The following is a 20,125-nucleotide window of genomic DNA, read 5'->3' on the forward strand; positions in this document are numbered from 1 at the left end:
GCCCCGGTCGAGCTGGGTGACGAGAAATCCGAGTTGTCCCACTGGCGGGGCACCGCACCGGCGGGTGACCCGTCACCACCAGGCCGCTGTCAGTCGCTGTCGCCGGGGCGGGCGACCGGTTCGCCGCCGATGCAGCCCACGTTCACCTCGAACTCCCCCGCCGGGCCGGCGAAGGTCACCTCGGCGTCGTCGTCCGGACCCCGGTCCACGTCCTTCACCCGGTAGTCCTGCGCCGGGGCCCACGAGACCAGCCGCACCTCGGACCCGACGCACTCGGCGACCGCCGTACCGCCGGGGGTGGCGAAGCTGCGGCGCTGGCCGGGCGTCGCGGCGGGGCCGCCGGCCGGGGCCGACGACGCGGACGCCGCCGGGCCCGACGGCGTCGCCGGGGTCGGCTCCGGGGCGGCCAGGGCCCGTTCCACCTCGGCCTGGCTGCGCACCCCGCCGGGGGTGCCGGTGATGCTCTCCCCGACCAGCCGGATCGCGGCCACCCCGATCAGGGTGGCGAGCACGGCGGCGGCCAGCCAGCCGGCGGTGGCGAGGAGCGTACGGCGACCCATGCCCCGACTATGCCCGACCGGCCGCTAAGCCGGGCCCGGCGGCAGGATAAGCGGAGGTTAAGAGCCGGCCCGTCAGCCGGTGGCACCGGCTAGCCTGCCTAGCGGTGGCAACCCTGCTCCTGATCGGGGACGACGGATGAGACGGCGGCTGGCGCTGCTGGTCGCGGCGACCAGTTGCCTGACCCTGGTGGCCTTCCTGGTGCCGCTGGCCCTGCTGGTGCGCACGGTCGCCGAGGACCGGGCCACCGTCCGGGCCACCGCCGACGTGCAGGGGCTGGTGCCGGTCGTCGGCACCGCCGACACCGCGACGATCCGGCTGACCGTGGAACAGCTCACCGCCGAGTCGGGGCGGCCGGTCAGCGTCTACCTGCCCGACGGCACGGTGCTCGGCGCGCAGGAGCCGCGTACCCCGGCGGTGGCGCTCGCCGCCCGGGGCCAGAGCCTCACCGCGGAGCTGGACGGCGGCCGGGAGATCGTGATCGCGGTGCAGGGCCGGGCCGACGGCACCGGCGTGATCCGCACCGTGGTGTCCCGCGCCGACGTCACCGCCGGGGTGGCCCGCGCCTGGCTGGTGCTGGCCGCGCTCGGCATCGTGCTCGTGCTGCTCGGCCTCGCCGTGGCCGACCGGCTGGCCCGCACCCTGGTCCGGCCGATCACCGAACTGTCCTCGGTCTCGCACCGGCTGGCCAACGCCGAACTGACCGCCCGCGCCGAACCGGCCGGCCCGCCGGAGCTGCGGGAGGTCGCCGGTGCGCTCAACCACCTGGCCGCCCGGATCCAGGTGCTGCTGCGGGAGGAACGCGAGCAGGTGGCGGACCTGTCGCACCGGCTACGGACGCCGTTGACGGCGTTGCGGCTGGAGGCGGAATCGCTGCGCGACCCGGACGACGCGGCGCGGGTGGCGGCGGCCGTGGACGGGTTGGAGCGGGCGGTGACCGGGCTGATCCGGCAGGCACGCTGGCGCAGCGACCCGGCCGACGGTGATCCCGGCGCGGCCACCGCCGACGCCGCCGCGATCGTGGGGGAACGGGTCGCCTTCTGGTCGGTGCTGGCCGAGGACACCGGCCGCACGGTCGACCTCGACCTCGCGGCCGGGCCGCTGCCGGTCGGGGTTCCCGCCGACGAGTTGGCCGCGGCCGTGGACGCGCTGCTGGGCAACGTCTTCGCGCACACCCCGGAGGGCACCGGCTTCACCGTCCGGTTGACCCGGGAGGCGGCCGGGGCCGCGCTGACCGTCCACGACGCGGGACCGGGGATCCCGGCCGTGCTGGTGGAGCGGGGGGCCAGCCAGGCCGGCTCGACCGGGCTCGGCCTGGACATCGCCCGACGGGCCGCGCAGGCCAGCGGTGGTCGGCTCGACCTGGGATCGGGCGCGCAGGGCGGCGCGGTGGTGACGCTGCGGCTCGGGCCGCCCCGGTCGGCCTTAACCGGAGCTTAGGGTCGGCGCAGCGCGCCGCTATCCACCGCCGGAGCACGCTGAGCGCACCAACCGAGAAACTCCGGAGGTACGCATCATGAAGCGCACATCCCTGCTCCTGGCCGCTGCCGGCGGCGCCGCCGTCCTCGCCGTCACCGGCACGGCGATCGGCGTGTCCGCCGCGGAACGGGCCCCCGGCCCCACCGCCACCGCGACCACCGCCCCGGCCCCGGTGGACCCCACCGTCGCGCCGACGGCCGCGACCCCCGGTGGCACGCCGACGGCGGGGACGCCGGGTGGCGGCCCGACGGCGGGGACGCCGGGTGGCGGCACCGCCCCGGCCGCCGACGACGCGGTGAGCCAGCAGCGGGCCGGTGAGATCGCGCTGGCCAAGGTGGGTGGTGGTCGGATCACCGAGGTCGAGCGGGAGCGGGAGGAGGGCCGCCCGGTCTGGAGTGTGGAGATCATCAACGGCGACACCGAGCATGAGATCGACGTCGACCGGGAGAACGGCGGCATCGTCAAGTCCGAGCAGGAGAAGGCGGACGCCGACGACCGGTCCGGTCACGACGACGACTCCGACGACGACCAGGACGACGACTCCGACGACCGGGACGACGGCGACGACGACTGACGGTCCGGACGTCGGGTGGGGCACCCGGCCGTCCCTACCGCCGACCGGCGGTAGGGACGGCCGGTGCCGGCACCGCGCGGTGACGGGTGGGCTGCCCCGGCGACCTCTGCCGGCGCAGCCCACCCTGCTCGGTCGACGGTCAGAAGGTGTGCAGGTCGACCGCGAGGCCACCGGTGCCGGAGTGGCTGACCGCCACCCAGTCCGTGCCGGCCCCGGCGAGCCACCCCGGATAGCGGCCGAGCTGACGGCCGGTGTCCGCGTCGTACACCAGCACCATCGGGCGCTCGTCCTCGGCCCCGCTGACCGCCACCAGCCGAGCCGTCACCGCCGACCGCCAACTCGCCGACGTGCCGGGCAGCACCGGGTCCGGCGCGGTCCAGCGGGCGACACCGGTGGCCAGGTCGAGCAACGCCAGCGCGCCGGTGTCGGCGGTGTCGCGGACCAGGACCGACCGGTCGTCGCCGTCGATCGGGACACCGGCGGCGACGCCCCGCCAGACCGTCCTGCCGGTACGCAGGTCGACCAGTTGCGGCCGTTCGTCGGCGGTGACCGCGACGAGCCGGGTCCCTACCCCGATCAGCTCCATCCCGCTGAGGTCGTTCGCCAGCCGCTTGGCGCACTCGCCGTTCTGCCGACGCCCGCTGTAGACCGCGCCGGACCAGCCCTTGGCACCGGTGCCCGCGTCGACGCTGGCGATGCTGACCGTGCAGCGCTGGTCCCCCTTGGGCGGGTCGTGGTCGGTGCTGACCAGCAGGTCGTCGGCGGCGAAGCCGAACCAGGCCCGGTTCGGCAGCCGCCCGGCGCCGGCCCGCCCGGTGGTGGGGGCGACCGGGGTGTATGTGGCCGCCCGGCCGGTGGTGCTCAGCCGCACCACGACGTACCGGCCGGCGGCCGGCGCGTACGGCGGGCGCGCGCCGAGGGTGACGTCGCTGACCCGGGCGAACCGGTCGGACGGCAGCTTCCACAGTTCGCGACCGCTCTCCAGCTCCCTGGCGATGATCACGCAGGTCGCCGCAGCGCCGACACCGACGCAGTCCCGGGCATAAACGGCCTGCCCGTGGACGACCACGTCCTGGCTGCCGGCCGCCCGCCACCGGGTGGCACCGGTGCGCGCGTCGAGCACGTCCACACCGCCGTCGTTGTTGTCGCTGACCACGATGGACCCCCCGGCGATGACGTACCGGAAGCTGCCGGCGAACGGGTGCGCCCACCGTTGCTGCCCGGTGACCCGGTCCACCGCCCGCAGTTCCCGCCCGTCGGGGACGACGATGAGCTGGCCGGTCTCGCCCAGCGGCTGCTCGATCCGCCGTACCGACACCGACCAGGCCGCCTGCGGGACCTGCGGGGTGGGTGACCTGCTGCCCTCCCGCAGCCGCTCCGGGGTCTGCTCGACTGGCGTCAGTGGGCGCTGCGGGCGGGGCGCGGCGCAGGCGGGAAGCCCGACGACCAGGGTCAGGGCGACGACGGCGGTACGCCAACGGGCTGGTCGGTGCGACGGCACGGGTTCCCCCTCGGTGGACGGTCGAGTCGTCACCCTAGGACCCGCGCGCATCCCCTGCCACCGGACGGTCGATGTGCCGGTCCCGGCGGCGCGGGACATCCACCCCTGGCCGTCGGGACAGGACGCGGACCAGGCTGCGCTGCGCGTGCGCCGATCCGGCGGCGCGCGGTGATCCGGAGGAAGCCCGTGGGTGTGCTGGTGTGGTCCCCGATGCCGACGGCGGCCGATGGCCCCGTCCGTGGCGCTGGTGGCGGTCGTGCTGGGACAGTGGACCGGCCATGCCGAACGTTTCTGTGACCGCGCGGTCGACCGGGTGGGCGGTGCTCACCGGCACCGTCCTGCTCAGCCTCGGCGCGGTCGTCGCCTGGGCGGTGGCGACGCCGCCGTGGTCCGCCGACCAGCTCTACTCGCTCGTCGACCTGCTCGACGGCATCGTCTACGGCACGTTGGCGTGGCTGATCCTGAGCCGGCAGCGCACCGGCAGCCGGATGCCCGCCGTGATCGCCTGCGCGGCGGCGCTGGGCAGCGCGGTCGCCGCCTGCGCCGGGCAGTGGCAACTCGCCGTGGGCGGGCCGCCGGTGCTGACCGCGCTGCACCGCTGGGCCTGGGTGCCCGGCCTGTACGCGCTGGTCGTGGTGATGCCGTGGCTGCTGCCGGACCGGCCGTTGGACCGGTTCGGCCGGTACGCGGTCGCCGCCGGGGTCGGGTACGTGGCGGTGACGATGGCCGCCGCCGTCACCGCGCCACCGCCGCTGGGGGTGCTGCCGCTGCCGGACGGGCTGCGGGGCGTGCGGGCCGCACTGCTGCCCGTCCTGCCGTACCCGCTGGTCGGGCTCGGCCTGCTGGCCTGCGCCGGGTTGGCGTGGCGGTGGCGACGTGGCCCCGCCGCGCAACGCCACGGCCTCGGCTGGGCGACGGCCGGCAGCGGGCTGCTCACCCTCGCCTTCCTCGCCACCCTGCTGCCCCCGGCCGTCCCGGCGGCCCTACCGGCGCTGCTCATGCTCGCCTCGCAGGCGTTCTTCCCCGCCGCGGTGGCGGTGGTGGTGCTGCGTCAGCAGCTGTGGGGGCTGCGGCTGGCCGTACGCCGCACCCTCGTGTGGTATCTGATGACCGCAGTGGTGATCGCCGCCTACTGCGCGACGGTGGCGCTGCTCGACCGGCTGCTGCCGCAGCGGCTGCCGCTGCCGCAACTCGTCGTTACCGGGATACTCGCGGCGGCCTTCCAGCCGATGCGCGAGGCGGTGCAGCGGCGGGTGGACCGGCTCGTGCACGGTGAGGCCCCGGAGCCGCTGCTGCACCGGGTGGTGCACAGCGTCGGCAGCACCACCGAGATCAGCGCGACGATCGCCGCCGCGCTCCGGCTCGCCGAGGTGCGCATCACCGAGGGCGGGCCGCAGCCACCGCCGCACCCGTACGGCTGCCCGTTGACCGTGCCGTTGACCAGCGGCGACCGGCTCGTCGGCCAGTTGCACGCCTGGCCCCTGCCCGGTGAGCTGCTCGACGGGCGGGCCCGCGAGTCGCTCGCCGTCCTCGCTCCGGTGGTCGCCGCGGTCGTGGACCTGGCCGGCACCAACCGGGACCTGGCCCGCTCGCGCCAACGGCTGGCCGAGGTACGCGACGAGGAACGCCGCTCCCTGCGCCGCGATCTGCACGACGGTCTCGGCCCCGCGCTCAGCGGCATCGGACTGGGGCTGGCCGCCACCCGCAACCTGCTGCGCCGGGACCCGGAACGGGCCGAGGAGCTGCTGGACCGGTTGACCGACGAGCTGACGGCACGGGCGGCGGAGGTGCGGGACATGGCGCACGGCCTGCTGCCCCCGGTGCTCGCCGACGGCGGTCTGAGCCCCGCCCTGCACCTGCTGCGGGACCAGTACGCCCGCAGCGGACTGCGGATCGTGCTGCACGGGCCGGCCACCCTGACGCCGCTGCCGGAACCGGTCGCGACCGCCGCCTACGGGGTCACCGCCGAGGCGATCCGCAACGTGCAGCGGCACGCCGGGGTGGACCGGTGCACCGTGTCGCTGGACCACCGGCCCGACCGGCTGCGGGTCACCGTCACCGATCAGGGTCGGGGCCTTCCGGCCGGCCCCACCGGCCACGGCGTCGGCCTGCACGCGATGCGGGAACGGGCCGAGGCGGTGGGCGCGACCCTCACCGTGGGGCCGGCCGGCTCCCGGGGCACCACCGTCTGCCTGACCGTCCCCCTGGAGCAGCCGTGACCGACACCCCGATCCGCGTGGCCGTGGTGGACGACCACCCGGTCTTCCGGCTGGGCATGGGCGCGTTGCTCGACACCCTGGGTGGCATCGAGTGCGTGGGCGAGGCCGCCGACGCGTCGACCGCCGTGGCGCTCGTGGCCCGGGTACGCCCGGACGTGGTGCTGATGGACCTGCACCTCGGCCAGGGGTCGGGCATCGAGGTGACCCGGCTGCTGCGCCGCGACCATCCGTCGGTGCGGGTGCTGGTGGTGAGCATGCTCAACGACGACGCGTCCCTGGTCGCCGCGCTGCGCGCCGGAGCCCGCGGCTACCTGCTCAAGGGTGCCTCCGCCGCCGACGTTGAGCGGGGCATCCGGGGGGTGGCCGGCGGCGACCTGGTCCTCGGGGGCCCGCTCGCCGACCGGGCCGGCGCGCTGCTGGGCGCCCGCGCCGACGCCCCGTTCCCGCAGCTCACCGACCGGGAACGGGAGATCCTCGAACTGCTCGCCCGGGGGCTGTCGAATCCGCTGATCGCGCACCGGCTCGGGTTGAGCGCCAAGACCGTCCGCAACAACGTCTCGGTCATCCTGGTCAAGCTGCACCTGGGCAGCCGCGCCGAGGCGATCGCCCTGGCCCGCGACCACGGGCTGGGCGCGCCCAGCCCGGCCGAGGCCCCGGCGGCCCCGGTCCCGGACCTGTCGTGACCGGGGGCGACCGCGACCCCGGTCACGGGTCGGCCGGCGGCCCGACTGCCGGTCGGACCGGGGTCGGGCGGTCACCCGCCCGGTGCGACGCCACCGTCGGGGGGTCAGCTCGGTCGGGCGTCGGGCAGGGAGACGCCGGTGAGCTGCGCGCAGTAGGCCAGCAGGTCCTCCCCGAGCCCGGCGACCCGCGACGGCGACGGCCGCCAGTCGCGGGCGCTGACGTACCGCCCGCTGACCAGGACGTCGGGTTCGGTGCCCACGGCGAGGCGCACCTGGGCGCGGGCGGCGTCGTCGGGACTGGTCGGGGCGGCGGCACCACCCATCCGGGTGCGCACCCAGCCGGGATCGAGCGCGTTGCTCAGGGTGGCGGGCCAGTGGCGGGCGACGGCGACGGCGAGCGCCAGGTCCAGCAACTTCGAGGTGCAGTACGCCTCGACGCCGTCGAAGGGGCGGGTGTCGTACCGCAGGTCGCCCAGGTCGGCCACCCCGTCGGCGGCCATCGCCGACGACACGAACACCAGCCGGCCGGGCGGCGGCAGCAGCGCGGTCAGCAGGTACGGCGCGAGCACGTTGACCTGGAACGTCGACTCCAGCCCGTCGCCTGTCAACTCCCGCTCGACGGCGTCGAGGCGGGCGATCCCGGCGTTGTGGACGATCGCGTCGTACCGGCCGAACGCGGCCAGCGACCGGGCGAGCGCCGTGGTCTCCTCGAGGGAACCCAGGTCGCCGACCACGATTCCGGCCGCGTCGGGGACCGCCGCCTTGGCGACCGCCGCCCGTTGCTCGTCGCGGGCGTGCAGCACGACGCGGTGCCCGGCGGCGACGAGCTGCGCCGCGGTACGCCGGCCGATGCCGTCCACCGACCCGGTGACCACCATGGTGCCCATACCGTTCCCTCCGTCCTGGTGCGACCGCACCCCGGGCAGGTCGCTGCCCCGACCGAGGGGACCGCACGTCACTTGGTGACGGCTGAACGGGGCCGCCACCGGGCACGCCAGGTGCACGCCAAGTGGTGGTTGCTGTGCTGGACGGATGAAGAGAATCCTCGCCATCGGCCTGGCGCTCACCCTCAGTGCCGGGCTGACCGTGGCCGCGGCCGGCACGGCCCTCGCCCGCCCCAACTGCGACGTACCCATTCCGCCGCCGGCCTGCGACGACAGTCCGGTCGAGCCGACTCCCCCGCCGGTGGGCAGCGACAAGTACCCGATGGGCTGGCTGGAGTCGTGGGAGTACGTCGGCGGGGCGGTCCGGGTCAGTGGCTGGGCCAGCGACCCCAACGGCGGCCCGGTGCAGGTGACGGTGCAGACCGACGTGCCGCCGGCGGTGACCCGTCCGGCGAACCTGTGGCACGTCGAGCGGGGCGGTTTCGTCGGCTTCTCGTTCACCGTGCCGAGTTCGGCGCTGGCCGGGGTGCACACGTTCTGTGTCACCGCGAACAACGTGCCCGACGGCAGCCAGCCGGTGCCGGAGGTCGTCCCGCTGGCCTGCCCGCAGTTCCGGATCAGCCCGGCGGCGCCGAGCGGGCTGACGCTGTCGGCCGGCTACCAGGAGGGCAAGCGGACGTTGGACGTCACCTTCACCGACAACTCGGTGCGGGAGGACAACTACCGGATCGACCTGAGCTGGCTGCAGACCACGCCGGACGACACCCCGACCGATCCGGGGCTGCCCACCACCCCGCCGGGCGGGCCGTCGCTGCCGACCCCGCAGCCCACCTGGGGTGCGCCGATCCCCACCACCGAGGTCGGCGTCGCGCGGGCGGTCATCTACGGCACCCCGGACACCGGGCGGCGTACCTGGCACTTCACCCACATGCCGCAGGCCTTCGTGCACGTGGTGGTGGTGTCGAACGAGGCGGGTCTGACCTCTCCCGCGCTCAGCGGAGGCATCTCCACCCGCTGAGCGGGGTCCGGGCGTGACGGCGATCGGCGTGCTCGGCCCGGTGCGGGCGGTCCGGGACGGCACGCCGGTCGACCTCGGCGCGCCCCGGCAACGCGCGGTGCTGGCCCGGCTCGTCGCCGGCGGTGGCCACGTCGTGTCGGTGGACCGGCTCGTCGACGATCTGTGGGCGGGCGATCCGCCGCCCCGGGCCCGGGCCGCCCTGCAGGTGTACGTGTCGAACCTGCGCCGTGTCCTGGAACCGGACCGTCGCGCCCGGACCCCCGCCCGGGTCCTGGTCACCGTCGCCCCCGGGTACGCCCTGCGGCTACCGACCACGCACGTGGACGCCTGGCGGTTCGAGGCGGCGCTGCGGTCCGCGACGCCGGACGCCGCACCCGGTCCGATCGCGGCGCTCGCCGTCCTCGACGCGGCGCTCGCCTGCTGGGGTGCCGACGCCCCGTACGCCGAGTTCGGTGGCCAGCCGTGGGCGGACCGGGAGGGGGAACGGCTGGCCCAGCTCCGGGCGGGTGCCGTCGAGCAGCGCGCCGGGCTCCTGCTCGAACTCGACCGACCGCACGAGGTGGTGCGCGACCTCGATCCGCACGTCCGCGAGCATCCGCTGCGGGAACGGGCCGCGATGCTGCTCGCGGTCGCCCTGTACCGCCTCGGCCGGCAGGCCGACGCGTTGGACGTGCTGCGTGCCGTCCGCGCGACGCTGGCCGAGCAGTTGGGCATCGACCCCAGCCGGGCCCTGCGGGCCCTGGAGACGGACCTGCTGCGGCAGAGCCCCCGGCTGGAGCCGGCCGTCCCCGGGCCGCCGGTGCGCTCCGCCACGGGTCCGCTGCCGGTGGCCGCCGATCCCGGCCCGCCGTCGGCGGCGACCGGGCCAGGCCCACACCAGGTGTGGGGACGTACGGCGGAACTGACCCGACTGCGCGCGGCGGCCGACCGGGCCGCCCGGTCGGGGCTCGGCATCTGCTGGCTCGGCGCGGAGGCCGGGGCGGGAAAGTCGACGCTGGTGCGGCAGCTCGCCGGGGCCCTCGCCGACACCGGGTGGCGTACGGCGGTCGGCACCTGCCCGCCGGTGGCGGGTGCTCCCCCGGCGTGGGCGTGGCGTGAGGTGGTCGCCGCCACCCGGCGGTTCCTGCCGCCGGAGGAGCCCGGGGACCGGAACCTGTGCCCGCTGCCGGGTCCCGACGGGCCGGACGCCACCCGGGGCGGGCACGACGAGTTCCACCTCTGTCAGGCGTTGGCCGCCCATGTGACCCGGCTGACCGGGCACGGCCCGCTGCTGCTGGTGGTCGAGGACGTCCACCACGCCGACGGGGCGACCCTGCGGGTGCTGCGGCATCTCGCCGCCGCGCTCACCGGCACCCCGGTGCTGGTGGTGGTGACGTACCGGCCGGACGAGGTGACCGACGACGTGGCGGCGGCGCGGGCGGCGCTGGCCGGCGTGCCGGCGGTCGAGGTCACGCTCGGCGGCCTCGACGCGGAGGCCGTCACCGCGTTGCTGCGCCGGCACGGCGTGCACGACGCCGCGCTGCTGCGCGCGGTCCGGGAACGCTCGGCGGGCAATCCGCTGTTCGCCATCGAGCTGGCCGGGCTGGTCGCGGCGGAGGGGCCGGCGGCGGTGGACGGGGTGCCGGCCGGCATCGGGCACCTGCTGGCCCGCCGGCTGGCGCGGCTGCCGGCGGACGCGCGCACGGTGCTGCGGCACGCCGCGGTCTGTGGCATGGAGGTCGACGTCGATCTCCTGCTCGCCGTCGACGGCGGACCGGAGGAACCGGTCCTGGCCGGGTTGGAGGCCGCTGTGGCGGCCGGCCTGCTCGTCGAGCCCGTACCGGGACGGGTGCGGTTCGCCCACGCCCTGATGCGCGACGTGCTCTACCACGGCCTCCCGCTGCTGCGCCGGACCCGGCTGCACGCCCGCGTCCTCGCGGTGCTGCGCGAGCAGCGACGCGACGACGTGGCGATGCTGGGACGGCACGCGCTGGCGGCGCCCGCCCCGTCCGCCGGCGGCGTGCGCCGGCCGGCGAGGGCGGAGGTGACGGTCGGCCACCCGGCCGCGTCCGGATGACCAGCCGCCGGGAGGGGACAGGACACCGCCGGACGGGGACGGCTACCGGGTCCGGGGCCGCTGGAGGGCGAGGTGGTCGAGCAGTTGGGTCAGTCCGTCGTCCCGGGGGGCCACCTCCAGCGCCGGATCGTCGGCGAGGACCGCCTGTTGGAGCAGGTGCAGCCGCTTCGACGGCTCCAGCCCCAGTTCCTCCACCATGGAGGTGCGCAGCCGGTGGAAGACCGCCAGTGCCTCGCGCCGCTGGCCGCTGCGGTGCAACGCGACCATCAGTTGCGCGCACAGGTTCTCGTTGAGCCCGTGCTCGGCGATGAGCAGGGTGAGTTCGGCCAGCACGTCCTGGTGGTGGCCGAGCCGCATGCGCGCCTCGATGCACTGTTCGACGGTGGTGAGCCGGGTCTGTTCCAGCGCCTTGAGGCGGGGCTCGGCCACGGTTCCGGCGCGCACGTCGGCGAGCGCCGGGCCGCGCCAGAGCGCGCAGGCGCGTACCAGCAGCGCCGCCGCGTCGACGTTCTCGCCGGCCGCCAGGGCGCGTCGACCGGCCGAGGCCAGCTGTTCGAACAGGCGCAGGTCGAACTCGTCGGGGCCGACCCGGAGCACGTAACCGCCGGGGACGGTGACCAGCACCCGCTTGGCCACCTCGGCGACCGGGACGTCGAGCAGGCCGGCGAAGCACTTGCGGATCTGCAGCACGTACGTCTGGAGCGTGGTCAGCGCGCTGACCGGTGGGGACGCGCCCCACAGGTCCTGGATCAGCGCGGAGACCGGCACGGTCTGGTCCGCGTTGAGCAGCAGCAGGCCCAGCACGCTGCGGGGCTTCGGGGCGGTCGGTGTGGCGGTGTGACCCGCGTGGGCGAGCACGAGCGGTCCCAGGATCTGGATTTCCATTGCCTCTCCCCCAGAGCACGAACTGCCTGCGTCGACGTGCCGCCGCGGGGGCCGAACGACAGCGGAAACCACACCTATCCATAGACAGGCGTCAGCTACAGGCGGCATTCGGGCCTTTTCGCGTCGCAGTGGTACGACGTTCGACTGAGAGGCTAGCCGGTTTCTGAGCGATCGTCGTCGATTGTTCGAGCAATTTTCGAGGACCGACGGGGACACCGAGGTCAGACTTCTCGGCGGGGCAACAACGCAGAGCCCTGCGGCGACCCGGGGCGGGTGGCGGTCACCCACACATCGACATCATTAAAGCCTTCATGAGGAAACGGGACGGGTCACCCCGAAGCGTCCCGAGCGCCACGCTTCGGACGGCCCGGTTCACCGCCGGCGCAGCGCCGCCGCCCCGACCCGCCAGAGGATCTCCGGACGGCGCAGCCGGGCGGGGCCGGCCGTCAGGTTGACGACCTCCAGGAAGGCCCGGTGCACCACCTCGTCGGTCACGGTCGCGTGCTGGACCGCCTCGGCCAGGCCCCGGCGCAGCCTCCAGCCGAACGGTCGGGCGACGGTCACGTGCGGCAGGTAGCAGTCCTGCGCGGCGGAGAAGTCCCAGGCGTCGTCCACCACCGCCCGGACCAGCCGGAAGTACCCGTACGCCGGCCGGTCCACCGCGCCGGGCTCGGCGAGCCACTCGCCGAGCGCGACCGCCTGCAGGGCCGCCACCGAGATGCCCTGGCCGTAGGTCGGGTTGAACGAGGCGACCGCGTCGCCGATCGCCACCAGCCCGGCCGGGAACCGGTCCAGCCGGTCGAAGTCGCGCCGGACGCTGTCCGGGAAGCGGTGCACGTACACCTCGCTGGCCGGCTCGCACGCGTCCGGCAGCAGCCGCAGCGGGGTGGCCGGGTCCGACCGGCAACGCTGCAGGAACCCGCCCAGGTCACGACCCGGCCGCCGGTCGCCGTAGCCGCTGACCAGCGTCAGCCAGCGGTTCCCCTCGACGGGCGTCATCGAGCTGGGTCCGGTGCGCGCCCGGCTCGGCGTGTGGACCGAGTACACCGCCACGTGCCCGGCCAGCCGCTGGCCCGGTTCCCGGTGGAACAGGCAGGTGGCGTAGCCGAGGTCGAGGGCCATCCGGCGTTTGTCGGGCGCGGGGTAGCCGAGCCGGCCGAGCCAGTCGGCCAGCCGGCTGGACCGCCCGGTGGCGTCCACCACGAGATCCGCCCCGTGCCGCTGGGCGTCGGTGCGGCCCGGCGCGCGCACCAGCGCCCCGTCGACCCGGCCGGCGGTGGCGGTGAGCCCGACCGCGGTCCCGCCGACCAGGGCCACGTTGGGCAGCGCGAGGACCCGCCGACGGAGGTGCCACTCCAGGAACGGCCGGGACACGCTGACCACGCTGCCGCCGCGTACCGGGACCTTGGCCCGGCCGTTGAGGAACCACTGTGCGCCACCGGGACCGCTGGTGACCAGTTGGCCGCCCTCGCGCACCATCTGCCGTACGACGCCGGGCAGCAGCCGGTCGATGACCGTCCGGCCCCGGCCGAGCAGGGTGTGCGCCTGGCTGCCGTGCGGCGCGCCACGGCGGATCACCGGGGCGTCCGCCAGCTCGTCGGGCTCGACGATCCACACGTGGTCGGCGTGGTCGGCCAGGACCCGGGCGGCGACCAGGCCGGCGATGCTGCCGCCGAGGACGAGCGCGGTCCGCATCAGCGACCGACGGCCGGCCGGGGGCGGCCGGGCCACGCGTGGGCGACCGCCAGGACGTGACCGGGCAGCTCCCGGTGGGTCACCAGGACGCCGGGGGCGTCGACGGCGGGCCGCCACGCCGGCGGTGCCGGTGGCGCGGTGCGCCAGCGCAGCAGCCGGCCGCCGCGCAGCCCGGTGCCGTGCAGCTTGGCCACCGCCTCCTTGCCGGTCCACAGCGCCAGGAAGTCGACGCCGCGCCGTTGCGCCGGCCGACCGCGCAACCAGTCGGTGTCCTCCGGGGCGAACCACCGCCGGCTCAGCGCCACCGCGGGAACCGGGCGCAGCGCCTCCACGTCGACACCGACCGGTCCGTGTCGGGACACCGCCACCGCGACCAGGCCACGGGTGTGGCTGACGCTGGTGTGCCAGCCGCTGGCGACGCCGCGCAGCACCGGCGCGCCCGTCGCCGTGTGTTCCACGGTGACCGTGGCCGGCGGGACGCCGGCCATCGCCGCGGCCGTCTCGACGAGCAACGCGCGGGCCGTCACCCGCCCGTCGTCCACCGTCCGGCGCAGCCGTACCACCAGGTCAGCCGGCACGACGGTACGCCCCGACGACCGTACGCCCCGCAGACCCGACGGAGCACCCGACCGCCGCGACCGCACCCATTCGATCCCCCACGGCTCCCCATTGACGACAATTGTCAGCGCACCCTGGTTAATGCGAGGATGACCGGGCCGAATTGACCATACCGAGGCGCCTGCGGGCCCGGCCCGCACTTCTCTGGACATTGACTAGAGTCTCAGTGGAGGGCCATCCGTGGCGCGTGACGACGACTACTTCCGCAAGCGGCTGCTCACCGTGCTCTGTGCCACCTGGACGGCGCAGGCGTGTTCGGTGTTCGCCCTGCTCGGTCTGGCCGACCGGATCGCCGCGGGCACCACCGGCGGCACCGAGTTGGCGGCCGCCGCCGGATTGGACCCGGTGGCGCTGCGCCGGTTGCTCGCCGCGCTCGCCGACGCCGGTGTCCTGCGCCAGACCGGTCCCGACGACTTCGTTCTGTCCGGCATGGGGGAATACCTGCGCACCGACGTCCCCGGTTCGGTCCGCGACACCGCGGTCCTGTACGGCCAGGAGGTCTTCGCCTCGTTCGCCGGCCTGCTCGACACCGTCCGCACCGGCCGACCTGCCTTCACCGACCGCTTCGGCGAATCCTTCTACCAGTACCTGGGCGGGCACCCCGAGCTGGCCGCGACGTTCAACGGGGCGATGTCCACCGCCCCGCAACCACCGCCGCCCCCCGCCCGGCTGTTCGACGACGCCCATACGGTAGTGGACGTCGGTGGCGGCGACGGCGGCCTGCTCGCCGACCTCCTGCGGGCCCGTCCGCAGCTGCGCGGGGTCCTCGTCGAGCTGCCCGAGGCGGCCGCCCGGGGACGTGCCCGGCTCGCCGCCGCCGGGGTCCTGGACCGGGTCGACGTCGTCGTCGGCAGCTTCTTCGACCAGGTGCCCACCGGCGGGGACCGGTACGTGCTGCGGCGGGTCCTGCACAACTGGAACGACGGGAACGTCGCCCGGGTGCTGGCCCGGGTGCGGGCGGCGATGCCGGCCGGGGCGCGGCTGCTGGTGCTGGAGGAGCTGCTGCCGGCACAGCCGCAGCACGCCGGCGCCGGAGCGGGCACCTGGGGGGCGCCCCGCAACCGGATCGTGGATCTGCTGATGCTGGTCCTGATGGAGGGCCGGGACCGCACCGCGGCGGAGTACGGCCGGCTCCTCACCGACGCCGGCTTCGCCGTCACGGGCGTCACCGACGGCGCGATCGAGGCGGTCCCGGTCTGAGGGCGGCGGCGGGCCGTCCCGCCGTTGCACCGGGTCAGCGGGCAGGCCGGGTCAGCAGCAGAGCCTCCTGGGCCACCGTGGCCACCAGGTCGCCGTCGCGCGTGTACAGCCGCCCCGTCGCCAGGCCCCGACCGGCGGCCGCCCACGGGCTGTCGCAGTCGTACAGCAGCCACTCGTCGGCCCGGCAGGGTCGGTGGAACCACACCGTGTGGTCGATGCTGACGCCGAGGTCACCCGGACCCCACTCGGTCGCGTGCCCGGCCACCATCGCGCTGAGCAGCAGGGGCAGATCCGAGACGAGCACCAGCGCGCCGGCGTGCAGCGACCCGTCGTCGGGCAGCCTCCCGGCCACCCGCACCCAGGCCCGGCGGTGCGCCTCACCCGCCCGTTCCCCGTCGGTCCGCCCGCCGGGCGGCGGGCCGAGGTATCTGACGTCGAACGCGAAGAGCATGTCCTGCACCGCGGCCAACCGGGCGGGCGCGTCGGCGAGCAGCCGGGCCAGGGTCGGCACCTCGTCCGGCGGCGGGACCTCGGGCGCCGGCCGTCCGTGCGCCGGCCCGGTGCCGGGATCGTGGAACGAGGCGGTCAGGAAGAAGATCGGGGTGTCGCGCTGGAGGGCGACCACCCGCCGGGCGGACATGGACGGGCCGTCGCGCAGGGTCTCGACCAGGTAGGTGACGGGCCTGCGGCTGTCACCCGGCCGGGTGAAGTAGGCGTGCAGCGAGTGCACCGGTCGACCGGGGCGCACGGTGTGCGCGGCGGCGGTCAGCGCCTGGGCGGCGATGAGCCCCCCGTACCGGCGGGTGGTGCCCCGCGTCGTGCCGCGTCCGGAGAACACCCCCGCGACGGGAACCAGCCGGTCCGTGGTGACCGTCGCGGGGTCGACGGTCACCAGGTCGAGCAGCCCGACCACCTCCTCGACGACCGCCCGGCCACGGTCGGCGGTCGGTGTGCCGCTCATCCGGCGAGGTACTTGTCGACCTCGTCGGCTGCGACGAGCGTGCCGTGGGGTTCCGCGCGCATCTGCTCGCCGAGCTGTGCCGCGCGCCGCCGCAGCGCAGCGGTGGTCAGGCGGGACATGCCGGAGCGCAGCACGTCCTCGGACAGGTCGGTGAACCGCACGTGCACACCGGCACCGAGCCGTTCCAGCTGGCGGCCCCAGAACGGCTGGTCGGCGTAGGAGGAGCAGACCATCGTGGGGATGCCGGCGCGCACACCGGCGGCGGTGATGCTGGCGCTGCCGTGGTGCACCACCATGGCACAGTGCGGCAGCACCAGGTCATAGTCCACGTAGGGCACCACCCGCAGCTCCGCTGACGTGGACGGCGCGACCCCGGCCAGCCCCCAGCCGGTGGCCACCAGGGCACGTACCCGAAGCGACCGGCAGACCCGCCCGATGCCCGCCATCATCGCCGCCGGGTCCGCCACGTGCGTGCTGCCGAACGTCAGCAGGGCCGGCGGTTCGCCCGCCGAGAGCCATTCCGCAAGCTCCGGATCGAGGGTGGACATCCCGGCGCGGTCCAGGTCGTCCGGGGTCAACCGGAGGTCACCGACGATCGGACGGTAGGCGTCCCAGGTCAGGCCCGGCACCAGGGTGGGACTGTAGCCCTGCAGCTCCAGCGGTCGCCGCAGCCGCTTCGGGGGCGGCGGCATCGCGGGGAGGCCGAGCTGGCGACGGAACGCGAACATCAGGTCCCGCCGGTACCGCCAGGCCCGCCGGGTGTAGTGCAGGTAGGTGGCCCGGTTCGCCGCGGCGGTCGGCAGCGGGTCGAGGGCCACCAGCGGATGCGGCACCACGTCGTTCGGCCGCGACGGCGTGAGGTCGTACGCGATGAGCGGGACGTCGTACGCCTCGGCCAGGGTCGCGGCCCACTGCTCGCTGACCACGGCGCAGACGATGGCCTCGGTGCCGGCGGTGATCTCGATCGCCTCGTCGCCGAACCGGCGACCGTAGTCCCGGTACGCCTCGATCGTGATCTGGAGGAAGGAGTCGAGGGTGCTCTTGGTGACCCACTCCCGGCCCCGCTCGGTCTGCATCATCGACTGCTGGTTCCACCCGACCGGCACCACGTCGAGCCCGAGCTGCCGGGGCAGGTCGACCAGGTTCATCGACGCCCCGACGCGTACCTCGTGGCCGTGACGGGCCAGCTCGGCGGCGAGTGCCGTCAGCGGATAGACGTCACCGCGGCTGCCGAGCGCCAGGACGGTGATGCGCATCGTCGTTCCCCTCTGGTCCTCGGTGCGGCGTCGACGGGGTCGACCCGTCGCCCGCGTTCAGGTCGGTGGAGAACGCGAGCTCCCGCTGGTCCTCCAGGTCCGCCAGCCGCGCGGTCAGTCCGCGCCGGATCGAGGCGTACGCGTCGCTGCCGAGCGCGAGCCGCAGCGGGGCGGTCGGCCCGGTGGCGACGTCGACCACGGCGGCGGCCATCCTGGCCAGGTCGCCACGGCACGGTAGGCGGCCGTCCTGCGCCCGGCGACGCAGGATCGCCGCCGGGGTGCCCGCGTAGGCGGGCGACGCGGTGGTCAGCTCCTTGCTCCGCCCGAAGAACCCGGTGCTCACGGTGCCCGGCTCGACGATCGTCACGCCGATCCCGAAGCCCTTCACCTCGGCGGCCAGCGACTCGAAGAAGCCCTCCACGCCCCACTTGGTGGCGCAGTAGACGGCCGTGCCGGGTGACCCCCGTTGCCCGGCCATGCTCGACACCTGGATGATCCGCCCGCCGCCCTGCGCGCGCAGGTACGGCAGCACCGCCCGGGCCAGGTGGATGGGGCCGGTCAGGTTGGTCCGGATCTGCCTGTCGACCTGCTCGCCGCTGGCCTCCTCGGCCGCGCCGACCAGCGCGTACCCGGCGTTGCTGACCACCACGTCGAGGCGGCCGAGCGCGCGGGCGGCGTCGTCGACCACCTGCCTGATCCGGTGCGGGTCGGTGACGTCGAGCCGGGCCGTCCACAGTGTTCCCGTCCCGGAAGGTCGCAGGTCGGCCAGGGCGCGCGGATCGCGGGCGGTGGCCGCCACCGTCTCGCCCCGGGCGAGCAGTTCGGTCACCAGCGCCCGGCCGATCCCGGTCGAGCTGCCGGTGACGAGCCAGACACGCGGGGACGCGGTCATGCCCCCGCCCACTCCGGGACGTCCAGGACCTCCAGGACAGCGCAGGACAGGGTGGCCGGCGCGCCCCCGTACAGCAGCAGGTGGTCGCCGGCGGTGAGCTGTCCGGTGACCAGCAGGTGGTTGAGCGACAGCAGCTGGTCGCTCGCGCCGGTGTGCCCGACGCCGCGACCGAACTGCCAGGTGGTGCGCTCCATCGTGATGCCCAGCGGCTCCACCAGGTCGTGCTGCACCATGTACGCCGCCGCGTTCCCGCAGATGACCCGGGTCATGTCGGTCAGCTTGCGGTCCGCCTCGTCGAGCGTGCGGTCGATCAGGTCGAGCCGGGCCCGGTTCCTCAGTTCGGCGGCGTCGGTCAGCGACATCACGTTGTCGCGGAAGTACTCGGCCCGTTCCCGCATGTCGATCCTGCGGCCCTGGCCCGCCGCCGGTGGGTACAGCGGCTCGCCGCCCCGGTACAGCGGCTCCACCTCGGGCACCGCGACGCTGCCCACGGCGCGTACCCGGGCGAAGCCGTGGTCGCGGTCCAGCAGCAGCGCGCTACCGGCGTCGCCCAGGATGAACCCGGGTGCCGAGTTCCACCTGTCGATCAGCGGTGAGCCGAGATTCTCCGCCGTGGTCACCAGCACCGTCGCGCCCGCCGCCGCGCCGGTCAGGTGCCCGGCGGCGATCTCCAGCGCCGCGAACACCCCGTTGCAGCCCAACCGGACCTCGAACGCGGGGGCCGCCGTACCGACGACCTCCCGCTGGATGTACGGGCCGGGCAGCCACATCTCCGGGCCCTGGTGGTGGATGGAGGCGTGCAGCACCAGGCCGATCCCGGTGGGGTCGGCGGCGGCGCGGGTCAGCGCCTGACGGGCCGCGTGCACGGCCATCTCCGGCGGTGAGACGTCCCCGGCGACGCAGGTGCCGGTCAGCCGGTTCTCCAGGTAGGCGGCCGGGCTGTAGTCGCCGCGCCGGGCGGCCTGGCCGGCGTCGACCACGGGGGGTTGGAAGACACCCAGCCCGGACAGGTGAACGTTGGTGATCTTCAAGCGCGTCTCCCGGGTCGGCCGGCCATGGCGCCACGTCCGCCTTTCGCAAGGACTGTAGTTGCCGCGCGAGCCGGGGCGGTGCACGCGACCTCGACGCCGGACTGAGAACTGCTCGAATTCCGCCGCCGCTCCGCCTTGCGCACCCGTGGAGGCCATTTCCGGCGCATTGACCGGCGCGAGTGCCCGTTGATAACTTCGGCCCACTCATTTCGGCAGTATGTCGTCGACCGACGTGATGACGCCGCAGGTCGTCGGTGACGGAGGATGACGTCGTCGACCGACGCCGGCCCCGCCGCTCCCGCGCCATCCGACAGGAAGGTAGCCCCACCATGTCAGCCGACGAGGTCCTGGCGTTCACCCTGCAGTCGCTGCGCGAGATGAATTTCTACACCGACGACACCGGCCCCGACTCGATGCTCGGTCCGTCCGGTGTGGACCTCGACTCGCTCGCCGTGTCCGAGCTCGCGCTGCGGGTCGAGGACCGGTTCGGCGTGACGTTCGACGACGACGACATCGAGACGCTCGCCATCATGACGCTCGGCGAGTTCGCCGCGGAGGTGGCCCGGCGGGCGGAGCTGATCCCGCAGGCCGACGCGGCCCGCGGCTGACGGCGCG

Annotated in this window: 18 protein-coding genes; 8 read left to right on the plus strand and 10 right to left on the minus strand. The window is 75.2% G+C overall.

Going from position 1 to position 20,125, the window contains the following annotated elements:
• Positions 1-89: 89 nt before the first annotated feature.
• Positions 90-560: a septum formation initiator gene (locus tag JQX11_RS20695; protein ID WP_204926613.1), complete on the minus strand. Its 471-nt coding sequence runs from the start codon at positions 558-560 to the stop codon at positions 90-92.
• 136 nt (positions 561-696) lie between these two features.
• On the opposite strand from JQX11_RS20695, the gene JQX11_RS20700 reads away from it, so the two are divergent.
• Both JQX11_RS20700 and JQX11_RS20705 read left to right on the plus strand, forming a co-directional pair.
• Positions 697-1,998 carry a sensor histidine kinase gene (locus JQX11_RS20700; RefSeq protein WP_204926614.1) on the plus strand — a complete coding sequence of 434 codons (1,302 nt, stop codon included), beginning with the start codon at positions 697-699 and terminating at the stop codon, positions 1,996-1,998.
• A gap of 76 nt (positions 1,999-2,074) precedes the next feature.
• The gene (locus tag JQX11_RS20705) at positions 2,075-2,611 is read left to right on the plus strand and encodes a PepSY domain-containing protein (RefSeq protein WP_204926615.1); all 537 of its coding nucleotides are present in this window, start codon (positions 2,075-2,077) and stop codon (positions 2,609-2,611) included.
• A 139-nt stretch (positions 2,612-2,750) separates the two neighbouring features.
• On the opposite strand, the gene JQX11_RS20710 is transcribed toward JQX11_RS20705, so the two are convergent.
• Entirely contained in the window at positions 2,751-4,145 is a 1,395-nt protein-coding gene (locus tag JQX11_RS20710) for an outer membrane protein assembly factor BamB family protein (RefSeq protein WP_204926616.1), read from the minus strand.
• Positions 4,146-4,390: 245 nt separating this feature from the next.
• On the opposite strand from JQX11_RS20710, the gene JQX11_RS20715 reads away from it, so the two are divergent.
• Both JQX11_RS20715 and JQX11_RS20720 read left to right on the plus strand, forming a co-directional pair.
• Positions 4,391-6,331, plus strand: coding sequence for a sensor histidine kinase (locus JQX11_RS20715; protein ID WP_204926617.1), 1,941 nt, complete (start codon positions 4,391-4,393; stop codon positions 6,329-6,331).
• Positions 6,328-7,014: a response regulator gene (locus JQX11_RS20720; protein ID WP_307826278.1), complete on the plus strand. Its 687-nt coding sequence runs from the start codon at positions 6,328-6,330 to the stop codon at positions 7,012-7,014. The genes JQX11_RS20715 and JQX11_RS20720 overlap by 4 nt, the downstream gene beginning before the upstream one ends.
• A 104-nt stretch (positions 7,015-7,118) precedes the next feature.
• On the opposite strand, the gene JQX11_RS20725 is transcribed toward JQX11_RS20720, so the two are convergent.
• Positions 7,119-7,901, minus strand: coding sequence for an SDR family NAD(P)-dependent oxidoreductase (locus JQX11_RS20725; protein WP_204926618.1), 783 nt, complete (start codon positions 7,899-7,901; stop codon positions 7,119-7,121).
• Between the two features lie 145 nt (positions 7,902-8,046).
• On the opposite strand from JQX11_RS20725, the gene JQX11_RS20730 reads away from it, so the two are divergent.
• Together JQX11_RS20730 and JQX11_RS33475 are read left to right on the plus strand one after the other, a co-directional pair.
• Positions 8,047-8,916, plus strand: a complete 870-nt coding sequence (locus JQX11_RS20730; RefSeq protein WP_204926619.1) for a hypothetical protein — start codon at positions 8,047-8,049, stop codon at positions 8,914-8,916.
• A gap of 13 nt (positions 8,917-8,929) precedes the next feature.
• Positions 8,930-10,972, plus strand: a complete 2,043-nt coding sequence (locus JQX11_RS33475) for an ATP-binding protein (protein WP_204926620.1) — start codon at positions 8,930-8,932, stop codon at positions 10,970-10,972.
• Positions 10,973-11,014: 42 nt separating this feature from the next.
• Here the strand turns inward: JQX11_RS33475 and JQX11_RS20740 are convergent, their stop codons facing one another.
• From JQX11_RS20740 to JQX11_RS20750, 3 genes are all read right to left on the minus strand, one after another.
• Positions 11,015-11,857 carry an AfsR/SARP family transcriptional regulator gene (locus JQX11_RS20740; RefSeq protein WP_204926621.1) on the minus strand — a complete coding sequence of 281 codons (843 nt, stop codon included), beginning with the start codon at positions 11,855-11,857 and terminating at the stop codon, positions 11,015-11,017.
• Positions 11,858-12,229: 372 nt separating this feature from the next.
• Positions 12,230-13,552 carry an FAD-dependent oxidoreductase gene (locus tag JQX11_RS20745; RefSeq protein WP_204926622.1) on the minus strand — a complete coding sequence of 441 codons (1,323 nt, stop codon included), beginning with the start codon at positions 13,550-13,552 and terminating at the stop codon, positions 12,230-12,232.
• Entirely contained in the window at positions 13,552-14,130 is a 579-nt protein-coding gene (locus tag JQX11_RS20750; protein ID WP_204926623.1) for a 4'-phosphopantetheinyl transferase family protein, read from the minus strand. Before JQX11_RS20750 ends, JQX11_RS20745 begins: the two co-directional genes overlap by 1 nt.
• 220 nt (positions 14,131-14,350) lie before the next feature.
• Between JQX11_RS20750 and JQX11_RS20755 the strand changes: the two genes are divergently transcribed.
• Positions 14,351-15,370, plus strand: coding sequence for a methyltransferase (locus JQX11_RS20755; RefSeq protein ID WP_204926624.1), 1,020 nt, complete (start codon positions 14,351-14,353; stop codon positions 15,368-15,370).
• A gap of 34 nt (positions 15,371-15,404) precedes the next feature.
• Here the strand turns inward: JQX11_RS20755 and JQX11_RS20760 are convergent, their stop codons facing one another.
• The 4 genes from JQX11_RS20760 to JQX11_RS20775 are packed head-to-tail and all read right to left on the minus strand — an operon-like array spanning position 15,405 to position 19,510.
• Positions 15,405-16,331, minus strand: a complete 927-nt coding sequence (locus JQX11_RS20760; RefSeq protein ID WP_204926625.1) for an acyl-CoA thioesterase domain-containing protein — start codon at positions 16,329-16,331, stop codon at positions 15,405-15,407.
• The gene (locus JQX11_RS20765) at positions 16,328-17,587 is read right to left on the minus strand and encodes a glycosyltransferase (protein ID WP_204926626.1); all 1,260 of its coding nucleotides are present in this window, start codon (positions 17,585-17,587) and stop codon (positions 16,328-16,330) included. The genes JQX11_RS20760 and JQX11_RS20765 overlap by 4 nt, the downstream gene beginning before the upstream one ends.
• Complete coding sequence (locus tag JQX11_RS20770) at positions 17,550-18,479, minus strand: SDR family oxidoreductase (protein WP_204926627.1); 930 nt, start codon at positions 18,477-18,479, stop codon at positions 17,550-17,552. The genes JQX11_RS20765 and JQX11_RS20770 overlap by 38 nt, the downstream gene beginning before the upstream one ends.
• Positions 18,476-19,510 carry a ketoacyl-ACP synthase III family protein gene (locus JQX11_RS20775; RefSeq protein WP_204926628.1) on the minus strand — a complete coding sequence of 345 codons (1,035 nt, stop codon included), beginning with the start codon at positions 19,508-19,510 and terminating at the stop codon, positions 18,476-18,478. The genes JQX11_RS20770 and JQX11_RS20775 overlap by 4 nt, the downstream gene beginning before the upstream one ends.
• A gap of 329 nt (positions 19,511-19,839) precedes the next feature.
• On the opposite strand from JQX11_RS20775, the gene JQX11_RS20780 reads away from it, so the two are divergent.
• On the plus strand, positions 19,840-20,118 hold the full coding sequence (locus JQX11_RS20780) for an acyl carrier protein (protein WP_204926629.1): 279 nt from the start codon (positions 19,840-19,842) through the stop codon (positions 20,116-20,118).
• The last annotated feature ends 7 nt before the right edge of the window (positions 20,119-20,125 follow it).

The sequence above is a fragment of the Micromonospora humida genome, from assembly GCF_016901255.1.
GTDB lineage: Bacteria > Actinomycetota > Actinomycetes > Mycobacteriales > Micromonosporaceae > Micromonospora > Micromonospora wenchangensis.